A 21514-nucleotide genomic window follows, 5' to 3' on the forward strand; every position below is an offset into this window, starting at 1 on the left:
TTTACGCCGCCAGCCATCAACGGACACCTCATGAACGCCGACCTCGACGCCCTGCATCCCTACCCGTTCGAAAAGCTGGCCGCGCTGAAAGCCGAATTAACGCCCCCGGCTGACTTGGCGCATATTCCGCTGACCATTGGCGAGCCCCAGCACGCGCCCTTTCCTGCAGCGCTTGAAGCGCTGGTGGCACACCAACTGGAAATGGCCCGCTACCCGGCGACCAACGGCCTGCCTGCGCTGCGCCAAACAATCGCCACCTGGGCAGCACAACGCTTTCAGCTGCGCGAGCTCGACAGCGAGCAGCATGTCGTTCCAGTAAACGGTACTCGGGAAGCCATTTTTGCCTTTGTACAGGCAGCACTGGATCGCACCCGCCCAGCGAAAGTCGCCGTACCCAATCCGTTTTATCAAATTTACGAAGGCGCGACGCTGCTGGCAGGCGGCGAACCGCTCTATTTAGACTGCACCGCTGACAACGGCTTTCGCCCTGACGTTAGCGCAGTGCCCGCCGCGACGTGGCGCGATGTGCAGATCGTGTTTATCTGCTCACCGGGCAACCCTACCGGCGCGGTCACGCCCCTTGATGAGTTCAAGCAGCTGATTGCGCTAGCCGACGAGCACGACTTTATTATCGCCTCAGACGAGTGCTACTCGGAGCTCTACCTCGATGAAGCCGCACCGCCGCCTGGGCTGCTGCAAGCCTGTGCTGAGCTTGGCCGCGATGATTATCGCCGCTGCGTGGTATTTCACTCGCTCTCCAAGCGCTCCAACCTGCCCGGGCTGCGCTCAGGCTTTGTAGCGGGCGATGCGGCGCTACTCACGCCGTTTAAACGCTACCGCACCTACCACGGCTGCGCCATGTCGCTACCGCTGCAGCACGCCTCTATCGCTGCCTGGCAGGATGAGCAGCATGTGCGCACCAACCGCGACGCCTACCGCGAAAAATTTAGCGCGGTGACCGATGTACTTGCCCCGGTAATGGACTTTCCCACACCGCAAGCTAGCTTTTACCTATGGCCTGCGGTACCGGGTGGCGACGATATCGCCTTCACCCAGCGACTATTTGCCGAGCAGCACGTTAGCGTACTGCCCGGCAGCCTGATGGGCCGCACGGCTGCAAACGGCGTTAACCCCGGCGCAGGCCGTTTACGCTTAGCGCTAGTGGCTGAGCTGGCACCCACGCTGGAAGCCGCCCAACGCATTCGTCATCTTATAGAGCGCGGTTAACCGCGAGATTCAACGTGCCTTATTCACAGCCCTCTGGAGGCCCTATGCTGACGCTGTATATCATTGATAACTGCGATACCTGCCGCAAAGCGCGCAAAGCATTGGATGAGAAAGCACTGCTGTATAAAACCCACGATCTGCGCAAAGACGGTCTCTCCGCTGCGCTGCTGGAGCATATTTTACATCGCGTGCCGCTGGTTGAGGTCATTAATAAACGCAGCAAAACCTGGCGCGAACTCTCCGATGAAGAGAAAGATTACGACGCCAATTCCGCCCGCCAGCTACTGATGAAACACCCTACGCTGCTTAAGCGGCCACTGCTGGAAAAAGACGATGGCACCATTTTAGTCGGCTACCGCGACGGCGATTACGACAAGCTAAGCGGCTAACGTTACAAGGCCCTAGGCAACCAGGCTCTTTTTGCTAACCTTCACTTCCCAACACCACAGGAAAACTTCTTATGCTGAGCTTTGCGCTTGGAATCGGCACCCAAAACACCCAGGGCGACTGGTTGGAAATCTACTACCCGGCACCGCTGCTCAATCCACCTGCAAGTCTAGCGGAAGCCGCTCAGCAGGCCCTGGATGCCCCCCAAGGCAACACCGCCATCAGCTTTTTGCCCGAAGACTGCACACGGTTGGCCAAAGCCCTGGAAGCCGCCGGGCACTCAGCCCAAGCCGAACTTGCCGAAGCGCTCTCGGCCAGCCAGCGCCCGCTGGTTGCCATGTTTCTGGACACCGACCAACCACCGCAAACCGCGCCTGAGGTGTATTTAAAACTGCACCTGCTGTCCCACCGCTTAGTCAAACCTCATGGTCTTGATCTCACCGGCATGTTTGGCCTGCTGCGCAATATTGCCTGGACCAACGAAGGCGCCATCGACATCGAAGAGCTGCCTACACGCCGCCTGAAAGCCCGTATGGCCGGCCGTGCGCTGTCCGTCGACTGTGTCGATAAATTCCCCAAAATGACTGACTACGTGGTACCCACCGGCATCCGCATTGCCGACACCGCCCGCGTTCGCCTGGGTGCCTACCTGGGCGAAGGCACGACGGTAATGCACGAAGGCTTTGTCAACTTCAATGCGGGCGCCGAAGGCCCCGGCATGATTGAAGGCCGTATCTCGGCGGGCGTGGTGGTCGGCAAAGGCTCCGACTTGGGCGGCGGCTGCTCCACCATGGGCACGCTCTCCGGTGGCGGCAATATCGTCATTAAGGTTGGCGAAGGCTGCTTGATCGGTGCCAACGCAGGCATCGGCATTCCCCTGGGTGACCGCTGCACGGTAGAAGCGGGGCTCTACATCACCGCAGGCTCCAAGGTCGCGCTGCTGGATGATCAAGGCCAAGTAGTGAAGACCGTCGCTGCACGCGAACTGGCCGGCCAAGACGACCAGCTGTGGCGCCGCAACTCGCAGAGTGGCCGCATTGAGTGCCTGACCAATAAAAGTGCCATCGCCCTGAACGAGGCGCTGCATGCCCACAACTGAGCCTGAAGCGCTGTCGCCGACGCTCACGCTGGCCTTTGAACTGCTCAGCCGAGCCTCGGTAACGCCAGACGACGAAGGCTGCCAGGAGCTAATGATCGAGCGCTTAACCGCGCTCGGTTTTCATATTGAGCGGCTACCGTTTGGCGACGTAAAGAATTTCTGGGCGGTGCGCGGCCATCACGGTCCGGTGGTGGCTTTCGCGGGGCATACCGACGTGGTGCCCAGCGGCCCCTACACCAACTGGCAGTACCCGCCGTTTGAGCCCTGTATTGATGACCAGGGCATGCTGTGCGGGCGCGGCGCGGCGGATATGAAAGGCAGTCTGGCGTCGATGCTGACCGCGGTTGAGCGCTTTGTGGCCAACCACCCGGATCACGATGGCCGTATTGCCTTTTTGATCACCTCCGATGAGGAAGGCCCGGCAGTGGACGGCACCCGTGCGGTCGTCGAGCATCTACGCGAGCGCAATGAGCGCCTCGACTACTGCATTGTCGGCGAACCCTCCTCGACCACCTACCTTGGCGATGCGATTAAAAACGGTCGTCGTGGCTCCCTGGGCGGTGTCTTACACATCAAAGGCATTCAAGGTCACGTTGCCTACCCGCATTTAGCGCGCAACCCTATTCATCAGGCGATGCCAGCGCTGGATGCATTGGTCAACGAACACTGGGACGCGGGCAACGATTTTTTCCCGGCCACCAGCTTTCAGATTTCCAATCTGCGCGCCGGCACTGGCGCCACTAACGTGATTCCTGGCGATGTGGAAGTGGTGTTTAACTTTCGCTTCTCCACCGAAGTGACCTCTGAAGAGCTCAAAGCGCGCACAGAGGCCCTTCTCGACCAGCACGGCCTGGAATATCAGGTGGACTGGACGCTCAACGGAGAGCCGTTTTTAACCGCTGAAGGCGCGCTGGTTGACGCTGCCATTAAAGGCGTTGAAGCGGTGACCGGCCAGCGCCCGGCGCTTTCTACCAGCGGCGGCACCTCGGATGGCCGCTTTATTGCCACGCTCGGTGCACAGGTGGTTGAATTAGGCCCACTCAACGACACCATCCACAAGGTCAATGAGCGCGTTCGCGCCAGCGACCTGGACGACTTAAGCCGGATATATGAAGCGACGCTGCAAGCGCTGCTCAATTCCGGCGAGGTAAAGCTATGATGGAGCGTTACCCCGATATAGAGATTTACCTGGCCGACGTGTCGCTTGATGCGCTTAATGAGTGGCTAAAAAGCGCGCTAATCGCACCGCCGCTGAGCCCCGCAGGTAAAGGCAAATGGCAAACCCGCGGCCAATACCAGGGCGACTGCGTGCCGGTACTGCTGGTCGATAAAGCCGCCGATGGGTTTGCCAGCCTCTGGTTCGATAGCAACCATACCCCCTGGATGACCGACCAGGAGTGTGCCCAGCAGGCCGCGGAAGCCTTACAAACCGAGGTGCGCTGCTCACTAGGCGGCTGGCACCCCGGCGATGACCCTGACCGTTTCTGGCAAGTACTGCCCGGCGGCAAGGAAGGCGCCATAGAGTGGCCCGATTCAGGTCGCTAATAAGCTATCTCGCGTTTTACCTTCCCACCAACGTAAACGACCCCGCCGAGGCGGGGTCGTTTGCTATCCAACGACGCATATCATCTATCAATACGCAGCTGGCAACTGTCTATCTATACGCTTGGTTTACTCAATAATACTGACATCGTCGGCCTGCAGACCACGCTCATTTTTAATCACGTGGTAACGCACAATTTGGCCTTCTGCCAGCATACGCGGGCCACGACCACGAATGGCGCGAAAGTGTACAAATACATCTTCGCCATTATCGCGGGTTATAAAGCCGTAGCCTTTGTTGGTATTGAACCACTTCACCTCACCCTCTTCACGGCCATCGTTAGGATCGATGATGTCTTCTTCCTCATCATCGTCTAACGGTGCCGCCGCTTGCGGCTGACGCGATGCTGGCTTAGGACGCGCCACCACATCAGATGCCACCACAATCGAGGGCGCAAAAGCAGCTGAGGCTAATGTGCCAACCCACAGAACAATAAAACACCCTATAGCAACGGCAACATAGACACTGCTAACTCCACTGATTGCCAACTCGGCCATCCACAGCTCGGCGAGGGCACTATCGGTTAAATGAACAATCCCCGCCAACAGAAGTGGCGTGGGGGCGGCTAGTAATACACTGATTAAGAAACAGCGAAACACAACTTTTGGATTCATAGAAAAAAAAAGCTCTCTTGTTGTATGGGTAACAGACGAAGGACAATACCCGCACTATCAGGCCCATTCCCAATAGCACCGGCATACTACTACATAAGGTTGCAATGATATCATGACCCACGAATTATCGCCTGTTGACCTGGCTCAACGTCTTGAATCTTTAGAGAGCCGATTAGCCCATCAAGAGCACTGGCTGGACACCCTGGATCAAGCCGTGGTTCAGCAGGAGCGGCGCCTGGAAAAACTGGAGCAACTCAGCGGGCTAATGCGCGAACGCCTGCGTGAGCAGCACCAGGCACTCCAGGCAAGCGACCCCCAGGGCGGTCAGCGCCCCGAGGATGATGTGCCTCCGCATTATTAAATACAGCCTTAGCAAACCACAATGAGTCAAAATATTGAATAGATCGGCAACCCCGTCAGCACTTTCAAGGAGAATGCCACATGTTGCAACGACTTAGTGTCAAGAACCTGACCCTGTTCCCAGATGTGGCTCCCCTGGAGTTCTCTGAAGGGCTTAACATCATTGTTGGTGAAAATGGTACAGGGAAGACCCATCTTCTGAAAATGATCTATTCTCTTATTGCTACTAGCGCAGAAAGTGGACGTAATCCAAACGCTTCACCACCCACTAAAACATTCTTACAAAAAGCCTATGCAGATAAGTTAATAGGTGTCTTCAAGCCTGACGCCCTGGGCCGGCTCGCAAGTAGAAAGCAAGGCCGGGCTCGCTGCGAAGCGATGCTGACCTTCACAGATCGAGCATTAAATGTGGCCATTAGCTTTGCAACGAATGCACAGAGCGATGTCCAAATCGAAACATTGCCACAACAATGGGATGACAAAAGAGCGCTATACCTCCCAACACGCGAGCTGATGACCATCTATCCTGGCCTAGTATCGCTTTACGATTCCCACTTCCTTCCCCTGGAAGAAACCTGGCGAGACACCTGCATTCACCTGGGAATGCTCCCTCTTCGAGGTCGTCGCTCAGAGGCCATTGCCAATCTAATAGCCCCACTTGAAGAGGCCATGGGAGGAAAAGTCGTACTCGAAAAAAGTGGCCACTTTTATTTGAGCATTTCCGGCAGTGGAAAAATGGAAATGTATTTGGTAGCCGAGGGTCTGAGGAAGCTAGCGATGCTTGCCCAACTAATCAGTAACGGCGTTCTGCAAGAGCATGGTTACCTATTTTGGGATGAGCCAGAAGCTAATCTTAACCCCAAGCTGATACGCCTAATAGCGTATGTCATCCACGCCCTTGCTCTTAATGGGGTGCAGGTTTTTATAGCTACGCACAGCTATTTTCTTTTGAAAGAACTTGAATTGCTAGCGCGAAAACAGCCGCTCCCTCAGCAATATTTTGCACTGGTAAAAGAGGCAGGTGTTGTGGGGCAGATAGAACAGGCGGATACACTCACAAACTTGGAACATTTGGTCACCCTAGAAGAAGAGCTGGCTCAGTATGATCGTGAAATGGAGCTGAGCAATGCCTGATGTTACTGAAGGACAACTGACGCTGTCATTCCCAGTCGGCTGGAAAACAGTGAAATATGATGACACTCAGTGGCACAAAGTAAGAATGAAAAGCCGTCTTAAAGCCATGGATGTGCTCGCAAAAGAGGATGATATCAACCATTGGTGGATAGAGATAAAGGATTGCGAAGGAGCTGAAAACGAAAACCGGCCACGACTCTCATCAGCAGACAGTCAAGAAGTAAAGCGCACTAGAGAGTGGGTCGAACAAAAAGGCTGGAAACCTAAGATATCGATTGCAAGACGCAAAGCGTTCATTATTGATGAAGTGGAAAGTAAATTCTCATCAACCTTAGCTGCAATAGCAGTAGCAATGCGGGAAGACGAGACCGAGCTTCGTGGCTTTGAAATAATAAATCAGCAAAATTCTCCTGTCATCAAGGTAGTGCTACTACTTACATGGGAGCAGAGAGACTTTCGTCGTCTAGCCAGTCGGCTGCAGCAAAAATTGAATCAATCATTAAATCCTTATGGTGTGCAGGGCTTTGTGGTTAACGAACACACCATCAGTCGTTGCGGGCTGCCTTGCCAAGTTATCAGAAGAGGTTAACTACGAGAGTTACCAAGTAAAAGCAACCCACAAGACGGCCAGCGCCCTGTGGGTGAACATCCGCCTACTACTGAGCTAACGATAACCCCAGTTGCAGCTTTGTTATTAACCGTTAGCAACTAGCTCCTAAATGCTTAGCTTCCAGCAACGCTCGCAGGATCACTGCTTTCCAGCCCGAAGGCATCTGCTACAGCTTGGTAGGTGACTTGACCTGCGTGCACGTTGAGACCTGGGAGGAAGTGTGGGTCGTCACGTAGCGCCTGCTGCCAGCCTTTATCCGCCAGAGCGAGTACAAAGGGCAGCGTGGCGTTGGTCAGCCCTTGGGTAGACGTTCGCGCCACCGCGCCGGGCATATTCGCCACACAGTAGTGCACCACCCCATCGACGATATAGGTCGGCTCGGCATGGGTGGTGGGCCTGCTGGTTTCAAAACAGCCGCCCTGATCGATGGCGACATCCACCAGTACACTACCGGGCTTCATATCGGCCAGCATGGCGCGAGTGATTAACTTGGGCGCAGCGGCGCCGGGCACCAGCACTGCGCCAATAATCATATCCGACTCACGCGTGGCTGTTTCCAACGCGTCTGCGGTGGAATAAACCGTTTTAATGCGGCCCTGATAGCGGTCGTCCAGCACTTCCAAACGCGCTAACGACTTATCCAGAATAGTCACCTCGGCACCCAACCCCAGCGCCATGCGAGCAGCGTTCTCACCCACGACACCGCCACCAATCACGGTGACCTTACCCGGGGCTACACCAGGCACACCGGGTAGCAGCACGCCTGCGCCGCCTTGGGCCTTCTCCAGGCTATGGGCACCCGCTTGCACCGCCATTCGGCCTGCTACGGTGCTCATCGGCGCCAGTAGCGGCAAGCCACCACGGGCGTCGGTAATCGTTTCATAGGCGATACAGGTGGCACCGCTTTCCATTAGGCCGCGGGTAAGGGGCTCTTCGGCGGCCAGGTGTAGATAGGTGAACAGCGTGTGCTGTGAAGTGAGGCGCGCCACCTCATCCGGCTGCGGCTCTTTCACCTTGAGGATTAGCTCGGCATTGCGCCACAAAGCATCCACATCGGCTTCTATCTGCGCGCCAGCGGCTTGGAAGTCAGCATCAGCAAAGCCAGCACCTTCACCAGCGCCCGCCTGAACGCTCACCTGATGGCCACGCCCGGTTAACTCCCGCGCGCCAGTCGGTGTTAAGGCGACCCGATATTCGTGATTTTTAATCTCTTTGGGGACAGCGATTTTCATTGGCGTATTCCTGTGCTTTTAAAGGTCAGTGGTCTTGTTAAGCAAATTACAGCACAGCGAACGTTGACCACCACCCCAGGAACGCAAAACAAAAAAAACGCCGGTTAAGGCGTTTTTTAGGAGAAAAATCTAGCGATTGCCGGTTCTGCACGAAAAAATCCACTTCGCTCTACGTCACTCCGCAATAACCGCGCCGCCGTATATGCGCCGATACTCTTCGGGCAGGCGCTTGGGCCGCCCCGTCGAGAGCGCCACGCAAGCAAAGCGCGTGCGAGCATAAAGCAGCGTTTTAGCGTCTCTGACGCGCACCAGTTGAAAACGACGGGTCAGACTAAAACGCTCGTCGCAATCAACAATCCAGGTCGCTAACTGTAGCTCGTCGCCTGCAAAAGCCGGTGCTAAGTAATCCAGCTCGTGGCGATGAACTACCATGGCCCGGTCAAGCTCTCGGTAGCGCTCAAGCGATAGCCCCAGCGCTTCTGAATGCGCCCAGCTGATTTGCTCAACCCAGCGCAGGTACTCGCTATTGTTGACGTGCCGGTAGGCGTCGATGGCCTCATCCGTCACGCGGATATCAATCACAAAAGGCTCGGGTAGCGCCCACTCCATTGCCTTGGCTCCTTCACCGGTTGCTGTACGACCTAGTCGCGGAACACCCGCACACCCAGGGCTTTCAGATAAGACGTTTCGGGGATAGCCGGATGCACCGGGTGATCAGGCCCTTGGTGGCCTTGGAAAATAACCTGACCGTGACGATCCTGATGGCGAACCGCACCGCGCACCACATCCATTAGCCGCTCGGGCGCCAAATGCATCGAGCAGGAGGCTGACAGCAATAGGCCGTCGCGACCCAACAAACGCATGGCTTCACGGTTCAAACGCGCATAGGCGCGCTCGCCATTGGGGATATCTTTACGCTTTTTGATAAACGCCGGCGGGTCAAGAATGACCACGTCGAATTCTTCACCGTCCGCCTTCAATGCCGCCAAGGCTTCAAACGCATCTCCCTCACTAACCGCTACCTTCTCCTGCACGCCGTTCAGCTCAGCGTTACGTGCGACTTGGTCCAGCGCCGGGCCCGAAGAGTCCAGGCACAGCACCTCTTTTGCGCCGTGAACGGCCGCCTGCACGCCCCAACCACCCACATAGCTGAATACGTCCAGCACGCGCTTACCTTCCACATTCCGATTGACCCATTCGCGATTAACGCGGTGATCAAAGAACCAGCCGGTTTTCTGACCATTGAGCACCGGCACTACAAAGCGGGCGCCGTTCTCTTCGAGCACCACTTCGTCAGGCAGCGTGCCTTTGATGACGTCAACGTGAGCCTCAAGGCCCTCCTGTCGACGGCCGCCAGTATCGTTGCGGAAGACAATCACTTCTGGTTTGATCACTTTTTCCAGCGCATCGACAATTTCATCCGCCAGTGCCTGCATGCCGGCGGTATTGAGCTGCACGACAAGGACATCACCAAAGCGGTCAATCACCAGACCTGGCAGCAAGTCGCCTTCGCCATGAATCAAGCGGTAGAACGGCTGCGCATAAAGGCGCTGACGCAGGGCTAATGCCTGATTAAAGCGGTGCACAAACAGCGAGCGATCCAAGCGCATTTCAGGATCGCGGGACATGACCCGGGCCGCAATGAGCGAATGGGGATTAACATAAGCCACCGCCATGACTTTGCCATTGGAGGCTTCGACCAGGGCGGCTTCGCCTGCCGCGAAGTTTTTCAGCGGCGTCTCCTTAATATCTACCTCATTGGAGTAGATCCAGAGATGGCCCGCTTTAAGGCGGCGGTCAGCATTCTTATTCAGGCGCAGGCGTTGAGTCACAGCAATCTCCAAAAAACGTAAGCAAAGCAAAACAGTAGCATTTATAGGTAGCCATTAACGTTGGCAGCCCGGGCAGAACACACTGGCGCGCTGGCCAAGGGTAATGCGGCGAAGCTCAACGCCACAGCGCAAACAGGGCTGGCCGTGGCGGCCATAAACATTCAAGCGCTGGGCAAAGTAGCCGGGCTCGCCCTGGCCACTGACAAAATCACGCAGCGTGGTGCCACCTTGGGTGATTGCCGCCGCCAGCACCTCCTTAACAGCAAGGGCTAAGGCGTCGTAACGCGCACGGGAAACCCTTCCCGCCGCACGGCGCGGATCAATGCCCGCCATAAACAGCGCTTCTGCAGCATAAATATTACCGGCACCCACTACCACTTGGTTATCCATCAGAAACGGCTTTACTGCTACGCGCTTGTTGCGCGAGAGCGTGTAGAGCCATTTGCCGTTAAACGCATCAGACAGCGGTTCAGGACCCAGGTGCGCCAGACGCTTATCCCGCGCTTCGTCATCGGCCTGCCAATCCACAAAGCCAAACCGGCGTGGGTCGTGATAGCGCAGTACATAGCCGCTGGCAGTGACCACATCCACGTGGTCATGCTTTTTAGGCAAGTCCCCCACCCGGGCAATCCGCAGACTGCCCGACATGCCCAAATGCCATAGCAGCGTCGCGCTAACGTCTCCTTCAAGCGCGCCACCAGCCTGGATAGGAATCTGCAGGTATTTTGCCCGCCGCATCAACACGCCAATGCGCGCACCGACCAACCGCTCAGCCAGATCATCAGGCACGGGCACACGCAGCCGCGGCTGACGCACCAGCACTTCGGTGACTTCCTGATCTTCAATATAGGGAGCAATCCCGCGCCGGGTGGTTTCAACTTCAGGAAGTTCGGGCATATTTAGATATCGTACCTGCCTGTAGTGACAGCCTAATGAAGGTGGTTTAGCGAAGCATGCGATACACGAAAGACATGCATGCAAAAACCCGGCTTGAGGCCGGGTTTTTGAACAGGCGCTCGCCTGCAGTGGAAGCTGATCAACATCGCAAAAGCGATTACTTGATCTTGGCTTCCTTGTAGATAACGTGCTTACGGACAACCGGGTCGAACTTCTTGAATTCGAACTTATCCGGGGTATTCCGCTTGTTCTTATCAGTGGTGTAGAAGTGACCTGTACCGGCACTAGACACCAGCTTGATTTTATCGCGCATGGTTTAATCCTTCCAAAATGCTTGGTCCGAAACGCTGGCTTAGATAGCGTCGCCGCGCTTACGAATATCAACCAACACTGCGTCGATACCGTTTTTATCAATAATACGCATTCCTTTAGTGGAAACGCGCAGCTTGACGAAGCGGTTTTCAGACTCAACCCAAAAACGATGGGTGTGCAGGTTTGGCAAGAAACGACGACGTGTCTTACGCATTGAGTGTGAAACGTTATTTCCAGTTACCGGACGCTTGCCGGTAACCTGACATACTTTGGACATTAGAGCCTCCAACTGCTTGGCCAGGATATACTTGACCAGGATAAAATAGCCTGAGTGTTCAAAACTGTCGGGCGGACCGGAAGGGAAGGTGTCGACGCCGTTAACCGCCAAGCTTTATCCAAATCCGTTATTCAACCCAAGTTTAAAGGAGGCACTTTATACCAGAGCACCCGACTTACAGCAAGAAAAACCCACAAAAAAGCCTGAGAAGTCGCTTTTTTGCTCATTGAACTTATTTAGCGCTGTATCAAGCGTGCATCATGGATGCTGCTTACAGCCAGCCGCGCTCGGCAAAAGAGACCACTTCTCCATCCCCCACCACGAAATGATCCAGCACGCGCACGTCAAACAGTGCCAGCGCGTCTTTTAGGCGTTCCGTGATACGTCGATCGGCATCGCTTGGCTCTGCCACACCCGAAGGGTGATTGTGAGCCAGGATAACGGCGCCAGCGCTAAGTTCTAATGCACGCTTGGCAACTTCGCGGGGGTAAACAGATGCGCTATCTAGGGTACCGCGAAACAGCGATTCATAGCGAATAATTCGGTGCTGGGTATCCAAAAAAAGCACCGCAAACTCTTCATGCCCTAAATGACGTAGCTGCGAACTCAGGTAATGACGCACCAAGGCCGGCGATGTTAGCGCGTTGCCTCGCGCTAACTGGCTGGCTAAATGGCGCCGCGATAGCTCCAGCGTTGCCTGAAGCTGAGCGTACTTGGCGCTGCCTAACCCGCGGGCCGTACAGAAGCTTGCCTGATCGGCCTCTAGCAGTTGGCGCAGACCACCGAAACTACTGAGCAAATCCCGCGCCAAGTCGACCGCCGAACGCCCCTGCACGCCAACGCGCAAAAAAATGGCCAGGAGCTCCGCATCTGAGAGCGCCTGAGCCCCCGCATTTAACAATTTTTCCCGGGGCCGCTCACCTTCCGGCCAGTGATTGATTCCCATCGCACCCTACCCGCGCTGTCCATCTTTATTGCTTCAAGCCTGTCTCACCGAACTGACACTTGCAGCAACAAACTCATTAAACCTAGCTTAACCTTGTTTGCACCTAATATGCCAAATTGTTGGTGCCAATGGTATGGTAAGCCTCCTTACGAATGTGAAGATGGATCACTGACCATGGCCTCTGCTGTTAACTCGACAAGCACCTCGAGACTTGTAGGCAAACGGGTACTGCTCGGCGTCAGTGCGGGTATCGCTGCCTACAAAAGCGCGTTGATTGTGCGCCTGCTCAAGCAGGCGGGCTGCCAGGTGCGCGTGGTGATGACCAACGGGGCACAGGCTTTTATTACCCCGCTCACGCTCCAGGCGCTCTCCGGCGAGCCCGTGCGCACCTCCTTGCTCGACCCCGAAGCCGAAGCGGGCATGGGCCATATTGAATTGGCTCGTTGGGCAGATGTGGTGCTGGTCGCTCCCGCCACTGCCGACCTGATCGCTCGCTTGGTGCTCGGCATGGCCGATGACCTGCTCACCACGCTCTGCTTGGCCTCAGAGGCGCCCAAACTGATTGCCCCGGCGATGAATCAAGCCATGTGGCGCCACCCTGCTACACAGCGCAACGTACAGCAGCTGGCGGATGATGGTTGGCAGCTGATTGGCCCCGCCGCCGGAGATCAAGCCTGTGGCGATGTGGGGCCTGGCCGCATGAGCGAACCTGAAGATATATTGAGTGCCCTAACGGCGCTGTTTGCAGCTCCCCTCGCCGATGCGCCGCACAGCACTGCCCCCCATATGGTGATTACCGCCGGCCCTACCCGGGAGCCGCTGGACCCGGTGCGCTACCTCTCCAATCACAGCTCGGGGAAAATGGGCTTTGCCTTGGCCGCAGCGGCAGCCGCGCAAGGCGCCAAGGTCACGCTGATCAGTGGCCCGGTTAACCTACCTACCCCCCAGGGCGTGTCGCGTATTGACGTTGAGTCCGCCGAGCAAATGCACAATGAGGCGCAGCGCTTAGCGCCTCTTGCAGCGCTGTTTATCGGCTGTGCGGCGGTCGCTGACTATCGTGCGGCAGCGCCTGCCGAGCACAAAATCAAAAAGCAGGACGATAGCGATACGCTTACCCTGACGTTAATTAAAAACCCTGACATTATTGCCAGCATCGCGGCGCTGCCCGCCGGGCAGCGCCCGCTGGTGGTGGGCTTCGCCGCCGAAACCCAAGAGCTAGAGCGTTACGCACGGGATAAATTACAGCGCAAAGGGCTGGATATGATCGTCGCCAATGATGTTTCCCAGGCGGGCCTGGGGTTCGGCAGCGAACAGAATGCTGCGTTGCTGCTATGGCGCACCGCAGAAGGCATTGAGAGCCGCTCTGAATCCGCCCAACCGAAGTCCCAACTAGCCACTACCATCATCCACCAAGCGCTTGCCCTGCTACCTACGCAAGCAGCGCCCCAAGTATCTTCCAACGCTTCCGGAGAGCCCCAATGAGTGCCCGCCCCCGCCTGCAGTGCAAAGTATTAGACGAGCGCTTGCATGAATACATGCCGCACTATGCCACCGAAGGCTCGGCGGGAATGGATCTACGTGCCCTGCTGGATGAGCCGTTATTATTAGCCCCCGGCGAATGCCAGCTCGTACCCACCGGCATTGCCATCTATATTGAAGATCCGGGCTTGGCGGGTATGATCCTGCCGCGCTCCGGTTTGGGGCATAAACATGGCATCGTGTTGGGCAATTTAGTCGGTTTAATCGACTCTGATTACCAGGGCGAACTGATGATTTCGGTCTGGAACCGTGGTCAGAGCACGTTTACGCTAGCCCCCTTCGATCGACTGGCACAGTACGTGCTTGTGCCTGTGGTACAGGCCGAACTCTCGCTGGTGGACGCTTTTGAAGATTCCTCACGAGGCAGCGGCGGGTTTGGCAGTACGGGCAGTCAGTAGCGAGTGATCACGTCTGCTTAGCCGATCTTTTAAGGAAACGTCTGTTTAGCTGGGAAGCCCTATGAACGCACAGTCTGTACCCGCTTCGATTTTCCGCGCCTACGATATTCGCGGTATCGTTGACGACACGCTCACTGAAGAGACAGTAGAAATGATCGGGCGTGCTGTCGGCTCTGAGGCCGCCGCGCGGGGCGAATCCAGTGTGGTGGTTGCCCGCGACGGTCGCCTTTCTGGCGCCCGGCTGCAAGCAGCGCTGATGCGTGGCCTGAACGCCGCAGGGCGCAACGTGATCGATATCGGCATGGTGCCCACCCCGGTGCTCTACTTCGCCACTCATATACTGGAAGGCACCCAATCAGGTGTGATGGTCACCGGTAGCCACAACCCGCCTGACTACAACGGTTTTAAAATTGTGCTGGGTGGCGAAACCCTCTCCGGTGATGCCATCACCGCCCTGTTTGAGCGCATTCAGTCCGGCGCGCTGGAAACGGGACAAGGCAGCATCACCCGGCAGGATATCCGTGAAAGCTACTTAACGCGCATTTTAAGTGACGTTAAGATCAATCGGCCGATCAAGGCCGTCGTCGATTGTGGCAATGGCGTAGCAGGCGAGCTCGGCCCGCAGCTGCTGGCCCGCCTAGGTATTGATACCCTCCCCTTGTTCGCCGAAATCGATGGCCATTTTCCCAACCATCACCCTGATCCCGGCAAGCCGGAAAACATGCAGGACCTGATGCGCAAGGTGCAAGAAACCCAGGCCGACATTGGCTTGGCCTTCGACGGAGATGGCGACCGCCTAGGTGTTGTAACGCCCTCGGGCAAACTGATCTATCCCGACCATCTGCTGATGGTATTTGCCACCGATATGCTCGCGCGCCAGCCTGGTGCGAAGGTTATTTTTGATATTAAGTGCACCGGCAACCTGGTCAAAGTGATCAGCGATGCAGGCGGCGAACCAGAAATGTGGCGCACCGGGCACTCAATGATCAAGGCGCGCATGAAAGAGACCGGCGCCCAACTTGGCGGCGAGATGAGCGGGCACATTTTTTTCCAAGAGCGCTGGTACGGCTTCGACGATGGCCTCTATGCCGCTGCTCGACTGGTGGAAATTCTCGCCAACCAAGCCGACGATGCGGATACGTTTTTTGCTCGCTTCCCCCAGGACGTTGCCACCCCGGAAATTAATCTTGCGGTTAGCGACGCTGACAAATTTTCTCTGGTGGATAAGCTTGCTCGCGAGGGCGACTTCGGCGAAGGTATTAAAACGACGCTGGACGGTATCCGCGTTGACTACCAGGATGGCTGGGGGTTGTGTCGCGCCTCCAACACTACGCCTGCACTGGTTATGCGCTTTGAAGGTAAAGACGCTACCGCCCTGGCACGCATCAAGGCAGTTTTTAACGACGCGTTACAGCGCATCGCGCCAGACATTGAGCTACCCCACTAAACAGGTAGCTGTAAAGATAGCTTTTCAAAAAGCACTTCAATTAGTTCGGCGCTGAAGGGATCACGACCACCTAGAAAGCGTGACCCTCATCACTTAATCAGCATCAACGTTAGCAGCATAATAAACGTTAGCAAGGGACAACCTCATGAGTTCAGCCAGTCGCGACCCCCAGGTCGTTGTGGAGGTGCTTTCCGAAGCCCTCCCGTATATTCAGCAGTTCTCGGGCAAAACTGTGGTGGTCAAATACGGCGGTAACGCCATGACCGAAAGTACCCTCATTGACTCCTTTGCCCGCGATATCGTGTTAATGAAGGAAGTCGGCATTAACCCGGTGGTCGTACACGGCGGCGGACCGCAGATCGGCGAACTACTCAAAAAGCTCAACATTGAGTCGCGCTTCGTCAACGGCATGCGGGTTACCGACTCACAAACCATGGATGTCGTGGAGATGGTGCTGGGCGGTTTGGTTAACAAAAGCATCGTCAACCTGATCAACCAGAGCGGTGGCAAAGCGATCGGCCTGACCGGTAAAGACGGTTCACAAATTCGCGCTCGCCAGCTCAAGGTAGAGCACCAAAGCCCCGAAATGACCGCCCCGGAAATCATTGATATTGGTCATGTGGGCGAAGTGGAGTCGATCTCAACCGAGCTTATTGAGATGCTGGCGGCACGCGACTTTATCCCGGTGATTGCGCCGATTGGCGTCGACGCCGCAGGCCACAGCTACAATATCAACGCTGATCTGGTCGCGGGCAAAATTGCTGAAGCGCTCAATGCTGAAAAGCTGATGCTGCTCACCAATGTCGCTGGCTTGATGAATTCCGAAGGAGAGGTTCTTACCGGCTTAAGTACCGCTCAGGTGGATGACCTGATCGCCGATGGCACGATTTATGGTGGCATGTTGCCCAAAATACGCTGCGCACTGGATGCGGTGAAGGGCGGTGTTAACAGTTCGCACATTATTGATGGCCGTGTTCCCCACGCGGTGTTGCTGGAAATTTTCACCAACGCTGGGGTAGGTACTCAAATCAAGGACGCGAGCTAACCGCGACGGAGGCCACATTATGAGCGAAGATCAAAAACCACGCCGCCGCGAGCAGATTCTCCAAGCCCTGGCATTAATGCTCGAGGAAGATAGCGGCAAGCGCATCACCACAGCCGCCCTCGCCCGCCAAGTCGGCGTTTCAGAAGCGGCGCTCTACCGCCATTTCCCCAGCAAAGCGCGTATGTTTGAGGGGCTGATCGACTTTATCGAAGAGAGCATATTTGCTCGCATTACACGCATCTTAGAAGACGTTCCCGACGCCACCACCCGCTGCGGCACCATACTCGCACTGCTGCTGGGTTTTGCTGAAAAAAACCCGGGGCTAGCACGAGTAATGGGCGGCGACGTGCTCACCGGTGAAACCGCAAGGCTACGCCAGCGGGTAAACCAGCTATTTGAGCGCCTGGAGATGCAGCTTAAGCAGATCCTGCGCGAAGCCGAGATACGTGAAGGGCTGCGCCCCACTATCCCCGCCTCTGCCGCTGCCAATTTGTTGGCGGCCCAGGCGGAGGGGCGAATTTCACAGTATGTGCGTAGCGACTTTAAGCGCCTGCCCACCGAACACTGGGAAGATCAGTGGTCACTGCTATCGGCTCAGTTACTGCGTGCCACGGCGCAGCCTGCTTAAGCTAAAGTACTGAAGCACCAAGCGTCCGCTGTAAAAAAACCGGCTCCTTTTACAAGGGCCGGTTTTTTAATGCGACTGGGGTAAAGACCGCTACGCCTGATTACGCAGCCAGCGTGTCGCCCATTTTCTGACGCAGCTTTTTCATGGCATTTTTTTCAAGCTGACGAATACGCTCGGCGCTAACCCCGTAAACATCGGCCAGATCATGCAGCGTCTCTTTGCTATCGGCCAACCAGCGGCGCTGCAGAATATCTCGCGAGCGCTCATCCAGCCCCTCAAGGGCAAGCTGTAAACGGCGCGTCGAGTCTTCCTCGAAGTTGCTATCTTCCAGCTGTGTGGCAGGGTCGGAAGCAGCATCGTCCAAGAAGTGCACTGGCGCTTGATAGGTGCTCTCTTCATCATCGCCTGCCGGGGCGTCGTAACCGGCATCGTAAGAAGAGAGTCGCCCTTCCATGTCGCGCACGACCTCAGGTTTGACGTCGAGGTCCTTAGCAATCGCATCGACTTCGTCGTTATTCAACCAGGCCAGACGCTTCTTGGCACCACGCAAATTAAAGAACAGCTTACGCTGAGCTTTAGTGGTCGCGATTTTAACGATTCGCCAATTGCGCAGCACAAATTCGTGAATTTCCGCTTTGATCCAGTGCACGGCAAAAGAGACCAAGCGAACGCCCTGATTGGGATCGAAGCGCTTGACGGCTTTCATCAAGCCGACGTTACCTTCTTGGATCAAATCTGCCTGCGGCAACCCATAGCCCGAATAACTACGCGCGATATGCACCACAAAGCGCAGATGCGAGAGCACCAAACGCCGAGCGGCTTCCAAATCGCCCTCATCGTAGAGACGATAGGCAAGCTCACGCTCTTCATCGGCTGTTAATACCGAAATTCCATTGACCGCGCGGATATACCCGCCGAGGTCGCCGCCGGGTGAAAGTTGCCCCACCGGTAGAAGACTAGTGCTCATGTGCAGGTGGTCTCCCCTGTAACCCATCGTGGTTGACGTAGCACGTTATCAATAACCTATTACAAAACCGTGATACTAATTCAGTGATACGAAGTCTGTGGTACTGAGACCTTAACGCTAGCATAAAGTTCGCACGTTAAGTAATTCAGCCGTCTCGCATTTACTGCCTAAAACTTATCCATCATCTTGGCCGAATGCTTGAGAGATGACGTGTCACCGCCAACCAGGCACCCAGCCAGCCTAGTAGTGTACTGCAAGATAGCAGAATTGTAGAGCCTGTCACGTCGAGTTGGGGTAATGAGAAGCTCGCCCCGTAGCTCGCCGCCAGCGCAGCGACCGGTAGTGACAGCCAGTGATTGCCCACGCCTAACAACCCCAGCGCTAACAGCCCACCGCCCAACCCGTACCAAGCGCCGCTATACAGGAAAGGCCGCCTAACAAAGGCATGAGTAGCGCCAATCAGCATCACCACTTCAATTTCCCGGCGACGGCTCTCCACCGAGAGGCGAATGGTATTGCCTACCACCAACAGTACGCCCAACCCAAATAGCGCGCCCAGCGCCAGTGCCACACGGCGGCCTAATTCTGCCAGATTTCGCAACCGTTCCACCCAAGCCAGATCAAGACGAACTTCATCGACACCTGCAAGCGTTTCAAGGCGGGCAGCCAACTGCTGCATGGCGGCAGGCTCAACGCTTTCCGGGCGCACCACTATACTGATAGGTAGCGGGTTGCTCTCCAACCCTGCCAGAGCATCATCAAGCCCCAGCGACTGCTGAAACTCCGCCATACCCTGCTCGGCGCTGATCAACTGCGTCTCAAGCACGCTCGGCTCAGCGTCGACCGCCTCTTCGATACGCAGCGCTTGGGCATCATCGGCACTCACTTCCAGATAGACCGTTAAGGTGGCGCTCTCATCAAGCTCCGCATCCAGCAACCGGGCACTGTCCAGAGTTAGCCAAAGCGCCGCAGGCAGCACCAGCGCAATAGCAATCGCCAGCATGGTCAGTAGGTTGCCCAGCGGGTAGCGCACTAAGCGCTGAAAGCTATCCCATGCCATGCTGCGGTGGTGACGCCCCCAAGCCCGTAAGCGGCTGGAAAAGCGTGTCTGCTGAGACCTGGCGCCCCGCTGCGGGGACTTATCGACCGCTGGTTTAGCAGCGGCTTTGCGCGGCGTCTTTAATGCCGCTCCCTGTCGGCGCTTTGGCGTTGTAGACGGCTTCATACCGCCCCCTCATCGGCGACCAGCCTGCCGTCGCTTAAGCGCAGGATGCGGTGGCGCAGTTGGGCAATCAGGGCCAAATCATGGCTGGCGATCATCACCGTGGTACCAATCCGATTAAAGTCTTCAAACAGCGCCATGATGTCGGCAGAGAGCTGGGGATCCAGATTGCCCGTCGGCTCATCGGCCAGCAGCAGCGCGGGCTTATTGACCACCGCCCGGGCAATGCCCACCCGCTGCTGCTCGCCGCCCGACAACTCGATAGGCAGGGCTTTTTCACGATGCAGCAGCCCCACTTTATCTAACGCAGCGCGTACGCGGCGGGCAGCCTCACGGGGCTCAACGCCCTGAATTTCCAGCGGCAGGGAGACGTTGTGAAAAATACTGCGATCAAAGAGCAGCTGGTGATCCTGGAAGACCACGCCAATTTGACGCCGATAGAACGGCACCTGACTGGCATGTAGTTGGGCTATATCGTGGCCCGCCACGACAACACGCCCGCGGCTGGGCTTTTCAAGGCGCATCACTAAGCGTAGTAGTGAGCTTTTCCCCGCCCCGGAGTGGCCGGTCAGAAACACCATCTCGCCCCGGGCAACCCGAAAGTTAAGATGCGCCAGCGCTTCGAAGCGTCCGCCGTAGCGTTTGCCCACATGCTCAAAAGCGATCATGCGCTGGCATCGTCCCCTTGGCGGTCAAACAGCGCTTGGACAAAATCATTGGCCTCGAAGGGGCGCAGATCGTCGATGCCCTCCCCCACGCCAATAAAGCGAATCGGCGTTTCCAGTTGTTTAGCCAGCGCGAAAATAATCCCGCCTTTGGCGGTGCCGTCCAGCTTGGTCAGCGTGATACCACTGACCGGCACGGCGTCGTTAAAGGTGCTGGCCTGGGAGATAGCGTTTTGGCCAGTGCCCGCATCCAGCACCAGCATCACTTCGTGAGGCGCGGTGTCATCTAGCTTCTGCATCACCCGGTGGACTTTTTTCAGCTCTTCCATCAGGTGGCTTTTGTTATGCAGACGACCGGCGGTATCGGCGATCAGCACATCAACTCCTCTCGCAGTAGCGGCCGCTACCGCATCGTAAATCACCGAGGCGCTGTCAGCACCGGTGTGCTGGGCGATCACCGGCACCTTGTTGCGCTCGCCCCATACTTTGAGCTGCTCGACAGCCGCTGCACGGAAGGTGTCACCGGCCGCCAACATGACGCTCTTGCCTTCGCGCTGAAAGCGCTGGGTGAGCTTGCCGATGGTGGTGGTTTTACCCACGCCGTTAACGCCCACCACTAAAATGACAAAAGGCCCCGTGCCCGATTTTTCAAGCACAAGCGGCTTGGCGACCGGCGCCAGCATAGTGGACAACTCTTCCTGCAAGCCACGGTAAAGCGCTTCGGGATTGTTCAACTCTTTGCGCGAGATACGCGCTTCCAGGCGGCCAATAATCTCGCTAGTGGCGTCAATCCCCACATCGGCCATCAATAGCTGCGTTTCCAGATCTTCCAACAGTTCGTCATCGATCTGTTTTTTACCTAGGAACAGATCGGCGATACCGTCGGTTAAATTGGCGCGGGTTTTCCCCAGGCCTGACTTGATACGCGCAAACCAGCCTTTCTGGTCGCCTTTGGTGGCCACCGGCTTGTCTTGCAAGGCGGGCGGCGGCGATGCCTCACGGACGGGCGCGGGCGTCGGCTCTGGCTCTGGCTCTGGCTCTGGCTCTGGCTCTGGCTCTGGCTCTGGCTCTGG

General features: G+C 56.5%; 25 protein-coding genes. 13 read left to right on the forward strand and 12 right to left on the reverse strand.

The window, feature by feature from the left end:
* Positions 1–30 precede the first annotated feature (30 nt).
* The 5 genes from dapC (at position 31) to ACT3UM_RS18505 (ending at position 4258) form a co-directional block, all read left to right on the forward strand.
* Entirely contained in the window at positions 31–1227 is a 1197-nt protein-coding gene (gene dapC, locus ACT3UM_RS18485; protein ID WP_498901252.1) for a succinyldiaminopimelate transaminase, read from the forward strand.
* Between the two features lie 44 nt (positions 1228–1271).
* Positions 1272–1616, forward strand: coding sequence for a Spx/MgsR family RNA polymerase-binding regulatory protein (locus ACT3UM_RS18490; protein WP_498901254.1), 345 nt, complete (start codon positions 1272–1274; stop codon positions 1614–1616).
* A gap of 71 nt (positions 1617–1687) precedes the next feature.
* Positions 1688–2713, forward strand: coding sequence for a 2,3,4,5-tetrahydropyridine-2,6-dicarboxylate N-succinyltransferase (gene dapD, locus ACT3UM_RS18495; protein WP_498901256.1), 1026 nt, complete (start codon positions 1688–1690; stop codon positions 2711–2713).
* A complete protein-coding gene (gene dapE / locus ACT3UM_RS18500) occupies positions 2700–3872 on the forward strand; it encodes a succinyl-diaminopimelate desuccinylase (RefSeq protein ID WP_498901257.1) in 1173 nt (390 codons plus the stop codon). The genes dapD and dapE overlap by 14 nt, the downstream gene beginning before the upstream one ends.
* Positions 3869–4258, forward strand: coding sequence for a hypothetical protein (locus ACT3UM_RS18505; protein ID WP_498901259.1), 390 nt, complete (start codon positions 3869–3871; stop codon positions 4256–4258). The genes dapE and ACT3UM_RS18505 overlap by 4 nt, the downstream gene beginning before the upstream one ends.
* A gap of 126 nt (positions 4259–4384) precedes the next feature.
* Here ACT3UM_RS18505 and ACT3UM_RS18510 read toward each other — a convergent pair whose 3' ends face one another.
* Complete coding sequence (locus ACT3UM_RS18510) at positions 4385–4930, reverse strand: cold-shock protein (protein ID WP_498901261.1); 546 nt, start codon at positions 4928–4930, stop codon at positions 4385–4387.
* Positions 4931–5042: 112 nt separating this feature from the next.
* On the opposite strand from ACT3UM_RS18510, the gene ACT3UM_RS18515 reads away from it, so the two are divergent.
* From ACT3UM_RS18515 to ACT3UM_RS18525, 3 genes are all read left to right on the forward strand, one after another.
* Entirely contained in the window at positions 5043–5291 is a 249-nt protein-coding gene (locus tag ACT3UM_RS18515; protein WP_498901263.1) for a SlyX family protein, read from the forward strand.
* An 80-nt stretch (positions 5292–5371) separates the two neighbouring features.
* Positions 5372–6424 (forward strand): AAA family ATPase, encoded by a 1053-nt coding sequence (locus ACT3UM_RS18520; RefSeq protein ID WP_498901265.1) that lies wholly within the window; start codon positions 5372–5374, stop codon positions 6422–6424.
* Positions 6417–7013: a hypothetical protein gene (locus tag ACT3UM_RS18525; RefSeq protein WP_498901267.1), complete on the forward strand. Its 597-nt coding sequence runs from the start codon at positions 6417–6419 to the stop codon at positions 7011–7013. Before ACT3UM_RS18520 ends, ACT3UM_RS18525 begins: the two co-directional genes overlap by 8 nt.
* Before the next feature lie 134 nt (positions 7014–7147).
* On the opposite strand, the gene ald is transcribed toward ACT3UM_RS18525, so the two are convergent.
* The 7 genes from ald to radC form a co-directional block, all read right to left on the reverse strand.
* Positions 7148–8266, reverse strand: coding sequence for an alanine dehydrogenase (gene ald / locus ACT3UM_RS18530; RefSeq protein ID WP_498901269.1), 1119 nt, complete (start codon positions 8264–8266; stop codon positions 7148–7150).
* A 174-nt stretch (positions 8267–8440) separates the two neighbouring features.
* Positions 8441–8875 (reverse strand): acyl-CoA thioesterase, encoded by a 435-nt coding sequence (locus ACT3UM_RS18535; protein WP_035576542.1) that lies wholly within the window; start codon positions 8873–8875, stop codon positions 8441–8443.
* 32 nt (positions 8876–8907) lie between these two features.
* Positions 8908–10098, reverse strand: coding sequence for a class I SAM-dependent rRNA methyltransferase (locus tag ACT3UM_RS18540; protein WP_035576541.1), 1191 nt, complete (start codon positions 10096–10098; stop codon positions 8908–8910).
* A 54-nt stretch (positions 10099–10152) separates the two neighbouring features.
* Positions 10153–10995, reverse strand: a complete 843-nt coding sequence (mutM, locus tag ACT3UM_RS18545) for a bifunctional DNA-formamidopyrimidine glycosylase/DNA-(apurinic or apyrimidinic site) lyase (RefSeq protein ID WP_498901272.1) — start codon at positions 10993–10995, stop codon at positions 10153–10155.
* Positions 10996–11152: 157 nt separating this feature from the next.
* Entirely contained in the window at positions 11153–11308 is a 156-nt protein-coding gene (gene rpmG / locus ACT3UM_RS18550; protein WP_007111734.1) for a 50S ribosomal protein L33, read from the reverse strand.
* 39 nt (positions 11309–11347) lie between these two features.
* Entirely contained in the window at positions 11348–11584 is a 237-nt protein-coding gene (rpmB, locus tag ACT3UM_RS18555; RefSeq protein ID WP_008959893.1) for a 50S ribosomal protein L28, read from the reverse strand.
* 271 nt (positions 11585–11855) lie between these two features.
* Complete coding sequence (radC, locus tag ACT3UM_RS18560) at positions 11856–12530, reverse strand: RadC family protein (protein WP_498901274.1); 675 nt, start codon at positions 12528–12530, stop codon at positions 11856–11858.
* A 174-nt stretch (positions 12531–12704) separates the two neighbouring features.
* On the opposite strand from radC, the gene coaBC reads away from it, so the two are divergent.
* The 5 genes from coaBC (at position 12705) to slmA (ending at position 17587) form a co-directional block, all read left to right on the forward strand.
* Positions 12705–14012 carry a bifunctional phosphopantothenoylcysteine decarboxylase/phosphopantothenate--cysteine ligase CoaBC gene (coaBC, locus tag ACT3UM_RS18565; protein WP_498901276.1) on the forward strand — a complete coding sequence of 436 codons (1308 nt, stop codon included), beginning with the start codon at positions 12705–12707 and terminating at the stop codon, positions 14010–14012.
* A complete protein-coding gene (dut, locus tag ACT3UM_RS18570) occupies positions 14009–14467 on the forward strand; it encodes a dUTP diphosphatase (RefSeq protein WP_498901278.1) in 459 nt (152 codons plus the stop codon). The genes coaBC and dut overlap by 4 nt, the downstream gene beginning before the upstream one ends.
* Positions 14468–14528: 61 nt before the next feature.
* The gene (locus ACT3UM_RS18575) at positions 14529–15914 is read left to right on the forward strand and encodes a phosphomannomutase/phosphoglucomutase (RefSeq protein WP_498901280.1); all 1386 of its coding nucleotides are present in this window, start codon (positions 14529–14531) and stop codon (positions 15912–15914) included.
* 145 nt (positions 15915–16059) lie between these two features.
* Entirely contained in the window at positions 16060–16959 is a 900-nt protein-coding gene (gene argB / locus ACT3UM_RS18580) for an acetylglutamate kinase (protein ID WP_498901282.1), read from the forward strand.
* Positions 16960–16978: 19 nt separating this feature from the next.
* Positions 16979–17587 carry a nucleoid occlusion factor SlmA gene (slmA, locus tag ACT3UM_RS18585; protein WP_498901284.1) on the forward strand — a complete coding sequence of 203 codons (609 nt, stop codon included), beginning with the start codon at positions 16979–16981 and terminating at the stop codon, positions 17585–17587.
* Between the two features lie 100 nt (positions 17588–17687).
* Here the strand turns inward: slmA and rpoH are convergent, their stop codons facing one another.
* The 4 genes from rpoH to ftsY form a co-directional block, all read right to left on the reverse strand.
* Positions 17688–18554, reverse strand: coding sequence for an RNA polymerase sigma factor RpoH (rpoH, locus tag ACT3UM_RS18590; RefSeq protein WP_035576533.1), 867 nt, complete (start codon positions 18552–18554; stop codon positions 17688–17690).
* A 181-nt stretch (positions 18555–18735) separates the two neighbouring features.
* On the reverse strand, positions 18736–19779 hold the full coding sequence (gene ftsX, locus ACT3UM_RS18595; RefSeq protein WP_498901286.1) for a permease-like cell division protein FtsX: 1044 nt from the start codon (positions 19777–19779) through the stop codon (positions 18736–18738).
* A complete protein-coding gene (ftsE, locus tag ACT3UM_RS18600) occupies positions 19776–20444 on the reverse strand; it encodes a cell division ATP-binding protein FtsE (protein ID WP_495510517.1) in 669 nt (222 codons plus the stop codon). The genes ftsX and ftsE overlap by 4 nt, the downstream gene beginning before the upstream one ends.
* Positions 20441–21514: signal recognition particle-docking protein FtsY (ftsY, locus tag ACT3UM_RS18605; protein WP_498901288.1), on the reverse strand; the 1074-nt coding region annotated here is incomplete at its 5' end. The genes ftsE and ftsY, both read right to left, overlap by 4 nt.

Source organism: Halomonas sp. AOP13-D3-9 (assembly GCF_052379125.1).
Taxonomy (GTDB): Bacteria; Pseudomonadota; Gammaproteobacteria; order Pseudomonadales; family Halomonadaceae; genus Vreelandella.

Excerpts from the sequence above, each read along its gene's own strand:
- dapE (WP_498901257.1), top strand. The coding sequence starts at position 2,700 with ATGCCCACAACTGAGCCTGAAGCGCTGTCGCCGACGCTCACGCTGGCC.
- rpmG (WP_007111734.1), bottom strand. The coding sequence starts at position 11,308 with ATGCGCGATAAAATCAAGCTGGTGTCTAGTGCCGGTACAGGTCACTTC.
- ftsX (WP_498901286.1), bottom strand. The coding sequence starts at position 19,779 with ATGAAGCCGTCTACAACGCCAAAGCGCCGACAGGGAGCGGCATTAAAG.
- dut (WP_498901278.1), top strand. The coding sequence starts at position 14,009 with ATGAGTGCCCGCCCCCGCCTGCAGTGCAAAGTATTAGACGAGCGCTTG.
- rpmB (WP_008959893.1), bottom strand. The coding sequence starts at position 11,584 with ATGTCCAAAGTATGTCAGGTTACCGGCAAGCGTCCGGTAACTGGAAAT.
- radC (WP_498901274.1), bottom strand. The coding sequence starts at position 12,530 with ATGGGAATCAATCACTGGCCGGAAGGTGAGCGGCCCCGGGAAAAATTG.
- ACT3UM_RS18505 (WP_498901259.1), top strand. The coding sequence starts at position 3,869 with ATGATGGAGCGTTACCCCGATATAGAGATTTACCTGGCCGACGTGTCG.
- ACT3UM_RS18535 (WP_035576542.1), bottom strand. The coding sequence starts at position 8,875 with ATGGAGTGGGCGCTACCCGAGCCTTTTGTGATTGATATCCGCGTGACG.
- ACT3UM_RS18520 (WP_498901265.1), top strand. The coding sequence starts at position 5,372 with ATGTTGCAACGACTTAGTGTCAAGAACCTGACCCTGTTCCCAGATGTG.
- mutM (WP_498901272.1), bottom strand. The coding sequence starts at position 10,995 with ATGCCCGAACTTCCTGAAGTTGAAACCACCCGGCGCGGGATTGCTCCC.
- ACT3UM_RS18510 (WP_498901261.1), bottom strand. The coding sequence starts at position 4,930 with ATGAATCCAAAAGTTGTGTTTCGCTGTTTCTTAATCAGTGTATTACTA.
- dapC (WP_498901252.1), top strand. The coding sequence starts at position 31 with ATGAACGCCGACCTCGACGCCCTGCATCCCTACCCGTTCGAAAAGCTG.
- ald (WP_498901269.1), bottom strand. The coding sequence starts at position 8,266 with ATGAAAATCGCTGTCCCCAAAGAGATTAAAAATCACGAATATCGGGTC.
- ACT3UM_RS18575 (WP_498901280.1), top strand. The coding sequence starts at position 14,529 with ATGAACGCACAGTCTGTACCCGCTTCGATTTTCCGCGCCTACGATATT.
- ACT3UM_RS18525 (WP_498901267.1), top strand. The coding sequence starts at position 6,417 with ATGCCTGATGTTACTGAAGGACAACTGACGCTGTCATTCCCAGTCGGC.
- coaBC (WP_498901276.1), top strand. The coding sequence starts at position 12,705 with ATGGCCTCTGCTGTTAACTCGACAAGCACCTCGAGACTTGTAGGCAAA.
- ACT3UM_RS18490 (WP_498901254.1), top strand. The coding sequence starts at position 1,272 with ATGCTGACGCTGTATATCATTGATAACTGCGATACCTGCCGCAAAGCG.
- rpoH (WP_035576533.1), bottom strand. The coding sequence starts at position 18,554 with ATGAGCACTAGTCTTCTACCGGTGGGGCAACTTTCACCCGGCGGCGAC.
- ftsE (WP_495510517.1), bottom strand. The coding sequence starts at position 20,444 with ATGATCGCTTTTGAGCATGTGGGCAAACGCTACGGCGGACGCTTCGAA.
- ACT3UM_RS18515 (WP_498901263.1), top strand. The coding sequence starts at position 5,043 with ATGACCCACGAATTATCGCCTGTTGACCTGGCTCAACGTCTTGAATCT.
- slmA (WP_498901284.1), top strand. The coding sequence starts at position 16,979 with ATGAGCGAAGATCAAAAACCACGCCGCCGCGAGCAGATTCTCCAAGCC.
- argB (WP_498901282.1), top strand. The coding sequence starts at position 16,060 with ATGAGTTCAGCCAGTCGCGACCCCCAGGTCGTTGTGGAGGTGCTTTCC.
- dapD (WP_498901256.1), top strand. The coding sequence starts at position 1,688 with ATGCTGAGCTTTGCGCTTGGAATCGGCACCCAAAACACCCAGGGCGAC.